The sequence below is a fragment of the Burkholderia sp. HMSC10F09 genome (assembly GCF_001806955.1).
GTDB classification, from domain to species: domain Bacteria; phylum Pseudomonadota; class Gammaproteobacteria; order Burkholderiales; family Burkholderiaceae; genus Burkholderia; species Burkholderia multivorans.
The window spans coordinates 1-4,102 of sequence record NZ_KV786509.1 but is presented as its reverse complement, the minus strand read 5'-3'; the positions used below and the strand labels follow the sequence as shown (position 1 = coordinate 4,102).

Sequence of the window (4,102 nt, the reverse complement as noted above, 5' to 3'; positions counted from 1 at the left end):
GAACCCGGCGGCGCCGGCGCCGGCCGCGCAGCCGAACCGCTCGCGCTGGCTGGGGCCGATCGCCGGCCTCGCGGCCGGTCTCGGCATCGCGGCGCTGTTGTCGCACTTCGGCCTCGGCGAGGCTTTCGCCGGGATGATGTCGAACCTCATCGTGATCGCACTGCTCGCGATGATCGGCATCTGGCTGGTCCGCAAGTTCATGAATCGCCGTCGTCCGCAGGAGCCGGCGTACTCGGTCGGCAGCGCGCCGTCGTCGTCGGGCGGCTACGCGCAGAGCCCGTCGTTCCAGCCGGGCAGCACGAGCCAGTATTCGGGCAGCGGCAGCAACTATGCGAACGAAGCGCAGCGCGTGTTCAACGGCGGCGCACCGGCCGCCGGCGCAGCGGCGGCCGCACCGGTCCAGGTGCCGGCCGGCTTCGATACCGATGCGTTCCTGCGCAGCGCGAAGGTCTCGTTCGTGCGGCTGCAGGCCGCGTGGGACCAGGGCAACCTGGCCGACATCCGCGAGTTCACGACGCCCGAGATGTTCGCCGAGATCAAGATCGACCTCGACTCGCGCGGCAACGAGCCGAACCAGACCGACGTCGTGCAGCTCGATGCCGAACTGGTCGCGCTCGAGGATCGCGGTATCGAGCAGTCGGCAAGCGTGCGCTTCCACGGGCTGATCCGCGAGTCGGCGAACGCCGCGGCCGAGCCGTTCGACGAGGTGTGGAACCTCTCGAAGTCGGGCGGTCAGGGCTGGTTGCTCGCGGGCATTCAGCAACTGAACGCGCACTGAGCGCCGGCGGCGGTCGCGCTGCGACCGCTTGCCGCCGAGGCGTGCGGTCGGGCGCGGTCTGCCGACGATCCGACGTTACAATAGGAACCCGCGCGGGCGCCCGGCCTGCGCGGGTTTTTTCTTTCCCAGCCGATGACCTTTGCTGCCAAGCCTTTTGCTGCTGCCGTCAATCACCTGCTCGCACGCGAATCGTGGGCGCGCGATCGCCTGATCCCCTATGCGGGCAAGACTGCCCGTCTCGACGTGCCGCCCGTCACGCTTGTGCTGCTCGTGCAGCCGGACGGTTATCTGTCGGCGGTCGACGAGCACGATGCGCGACAGGTCGACGTATCGATCGCGCTGGCCGGCGACACGGTCGCCGCGTTTCTTCAAGGCGGCCAGGCGGCCGTGATGAAGCACGTGAAGATCGACGGCGACGCGGAGTTCGCGACGCAGATCGCCAAGCTCGCCGAGCATCTGCGCTGGGAGCCGGAAGAAGATCTCGCAAAGCTGGTCGGCGACGCCGCGGCGCACCGGATCGCGACGATCGTGCGCGACGCCGGCGCGCGCGCGCGCCGTACCGGCCGCAACGTGCTCGACTCGATCGCCGAGTACTGGCTTGACGAGAACCCGCAAGTCGTCCGGCGCGCGTCGCTCGGGGGATTCGACGCCGAACTGGCGCGCGCACGCGACGCGCTCGCACGTGTGGAGAAGCGGGTCGAGCGACTCGAACAAAAAATCGGCGCGCGCACGGGTTCCGGCCCGCGCGGCGCGCACTGAGGGCCGCAGCGCATGCGCATTTTCCGTTTCATCAAGATTGTCTATACCGTCATCCGCTTCGGGCTCGACGAGGTCATGCTGTCCCGGATCGACGACCGCCGCGTGAAACTGCTGTTGCGGATCACGACGATCGGCCGCCGCTATTCCGATCCGCCCGCCGTGCGGCTGCGTCATGCGCTCGAAAGCCTCGGTCCGATTTTCGTGAAGTTCGGCCAGGTGCTGTCGACGCGGCGCGATCTGCTGTCGGTCGACTTCGCGAACGAGCTCGCGAAACTGCAGGATCAGGTGCCGCCGTTCGATTCGTCGGTCGCGATCGCGATCATCGAGAAGTCGCTCGGCGCGCCGGTCGACGAGCTGTTCGACGAATTCGAGCGCGAGCCCGTCGCGAGCGCGTCGATCGCGCAGGTGCACTTCGCGAAACTGAAGCAGGGCGTGCATGCCGGCAAGGCCGTGGCGGTCAAGGTGCTGCGTCCGAACATGCTGCCCGTGATCGATTCCGATCTCGCGCTGATGCGCGATATCGCGACGTGGACCGAGCGGATGTGGGCCGACGGACGGCGGCTGAAGCCGCGCGAGGTCGTGGCCGAATTCGACAAGTATCTGCACGACGAGCTCGACCTGATGCGCGAGGCCGCGAACGGCAGCCAGCTGCGCCGCAACTTCGCCGGCCTCGATCTGCTGCTCGTGCCGGAAATGTTCTGGGATTTCTCGACGTCGCACGTGCTCGTGATGGAACGCATGTCGGGCGTGCCGATCAGCCAGGTCGAGACGCTGCGCGCGGCCGGCGTCGACATCAAGAAGCTCGCGCGCGAAGGCGTCGAGATTTTCTTCACGCAGGTGTTCCGCGACGGCTTCTTCCATGCGGACATGCATCCCGGCAACATTCAGGTGAGCCTCGATCCGAACACGTTCGGCCGCTATATCGCGCTCGACTTCGGGATCGTCGGCGCGCTGTCCGACTTCGACAAGAACTATCTCGCGCAGAACTTCCTCGCGTTCTTCAAGCGCGACTATCATCGCGTCGCGACGCTGCACCTCGAGTCCGGCTGGGTGCCGCCCGAAACGCGCGTCGAGGAACTCGAAAGCGCGATCCGCGCGGTCTGCGAGCCGTATTTCGACCGTGCGCTGAAGGACATTTCGCTCGGCCAGGTGCTGATGCGGCTGTTCTCGACGTCGCGCCGCTTCAACGTCGAAATCCAGCCGCAGCTCGTGCTGCTGCAGAAGACGATGCTGAACGTCGAAGGGCTCGGCCGTTCGCTCGACCCCGAGCTCGATCTGTGGAAAACGGCGAAGCCGTACCTGGAGCGCTGGATGACCGAGCAGATCGGTCTGCGCGGCTGGTACGAGCGCTTCAAGGTCGAAGCGCCGCAGTGGAGCAAGACGATGCCGCAACTGCCGCGCCTCATTCACCACGCGCTCGCGGCCCGGCACGATGCGCCGCGCGCGGCCAGCGAAGACCTGATGCGGCAGATCCTGATCGAGCAGAAGCGGACCAACCGGCTGCTGCAGGCGCTGCTGATCTTCGGTCTCGCGGTCGGCGTCGGCGCGCTCGTCGCCCGCGTGCTGCTCGCGCTCGCGTACGGCGCGTGACCGCAGGAGCGACGCGATGTCCGATCCGAAACACGCTGCCGCGCCGGCTGCCGCCTCGTTCGAAACGCGCGATCCGGGCGACGCATCGTTCTGGGACGAGCGTTTCGCGCGCGGGATGACGCCGTGGGAATTCGGCGGCGTGCCGGCCGGCTTTCGCGCCTTCGCGAGCGCGCGGCGGCCGTGCGCGGTGCTGATTCCGGGCTGCGGCAGCGCGCGCGAAGCCGGCTGGCTCGCGCAGGCCGGCTGGCCGGTGCGCGCGATCGATTTCTCCGCGCAGGCGGTGGCCGCTGCGAAGGCGCAGCTCGGCGTGCATGCAGACGTCGTCGAGCAGGCCGATTTCTTCGCGTACCGGCCGCCGTTCGACGTCCAGTGGATCTACGAGCGCGCGTTCTTGTGCGCGTTGCCGCCCGCGCGGCGCGCCGACTATGCGGCGACGATGGCCGCGCTGCTGCCCGCGCAAGGATTGCTCGCCGGCTACTTTTTCGTGGCCGACAAGCGGAAGGGCCCGCCGTTCGGCATCGCGCGCGGCGAACTGGACGCGTTGCTCGGCGCGCATTTCGAGCTGATCGACGACGCGCCGGTGAGCGATTCGCTGCCGGTGTTCGAAGGGCACGAGCGCTGGCTCGCATGGCGCCGCCGCTGACGCACGTGCGTCGCGGCGGTTGCCGGAGCGCGCCGGGGTTTCGGCTATAATTCAAGGTTTTGCAAGCCGTTTCCAGTTTCTGCGGGAAAAATATCATGCCGATCTACGCCTATCGATGCGAAGCGTGCGGTTTCGCGAAGGACGTGCTCCAGAAGATGAGCGACGCGCCGCTGTCGCAGTGTCCGGAATGCGGGAAGGATGCTTTCCGCAAGCAGGTGACCGCCGCGGGCTTCCAGCTGAAGGGCTCGGGCTGGTATGTCACCGATTTTCGCGGCGGCTCGGGCGGCGCCAGCGCGCCGGCGACGGCCGCGTCGTCGGGCGACGCGGCGCCG

General features: G+C 67.9%; 5 protein-coding genes. All 5 read left to right on the top strand.

All coding sequences use genetic code 11. From position 1 onward, the window contains the following. A partial coding sequence (locus tag HMPREF3115_RS01950; RefSeq protein WP_070553313.1) for a Tim44 domain-containing protein occupies positions 1-778 on the top strand: 778 nt, incomplete at its 5' end. A 132-nt stretch (positions 779-910) separates the two neighbouring features. Continuing rightward, on the top strand, positions 911-1,537 hold the full coding sequence (locus HMPREF3115_RS01945) for a ubiquinone biosynthesis accessory factor UbiJ (RefSeq protein ID WP_006398302.1): 627 nt from the start codon (positions 911-913) through the stop codon (positions 1,535-1,537). Between the two features lie 12 nt (positions 1,538-1,549). After that, a complete protein-coding gene (gene ubiB, locus HMPREF3115_RS01940; protein WP_006398303.1) occupies positions 1,550-3,127 on the top strand; it encodes a ubiquinone biosynthesis regulatory protein kinase UbiB in 1,578 nt (525 codons plus the stop codon). A gap of 16 nt (positions 3,128-3,143) precedes the next feature. Continuing rightward, positions 3,144-3,770 (top strand): class I SAM-dependent methyltransferase, encoded by a 627-nt coding sequence (locus tag HMPREF3115_RS01935; protein ID WP_070553312.1) that lies wholly within the window; start codon positions 3,144-3,146, stop codon positions 3,768-3,770. A 95-nt stretch (positions 3,771-3,865) separates the two neighbouring features. After that, positions 3,866-4,102 (top strand): FmdB family zinc ribbon protein (locus HMPREF3115_RS01930; protein ID WP_070553314.1); only part of this gene is annotated, 237 nt, incomplete at its 3' end.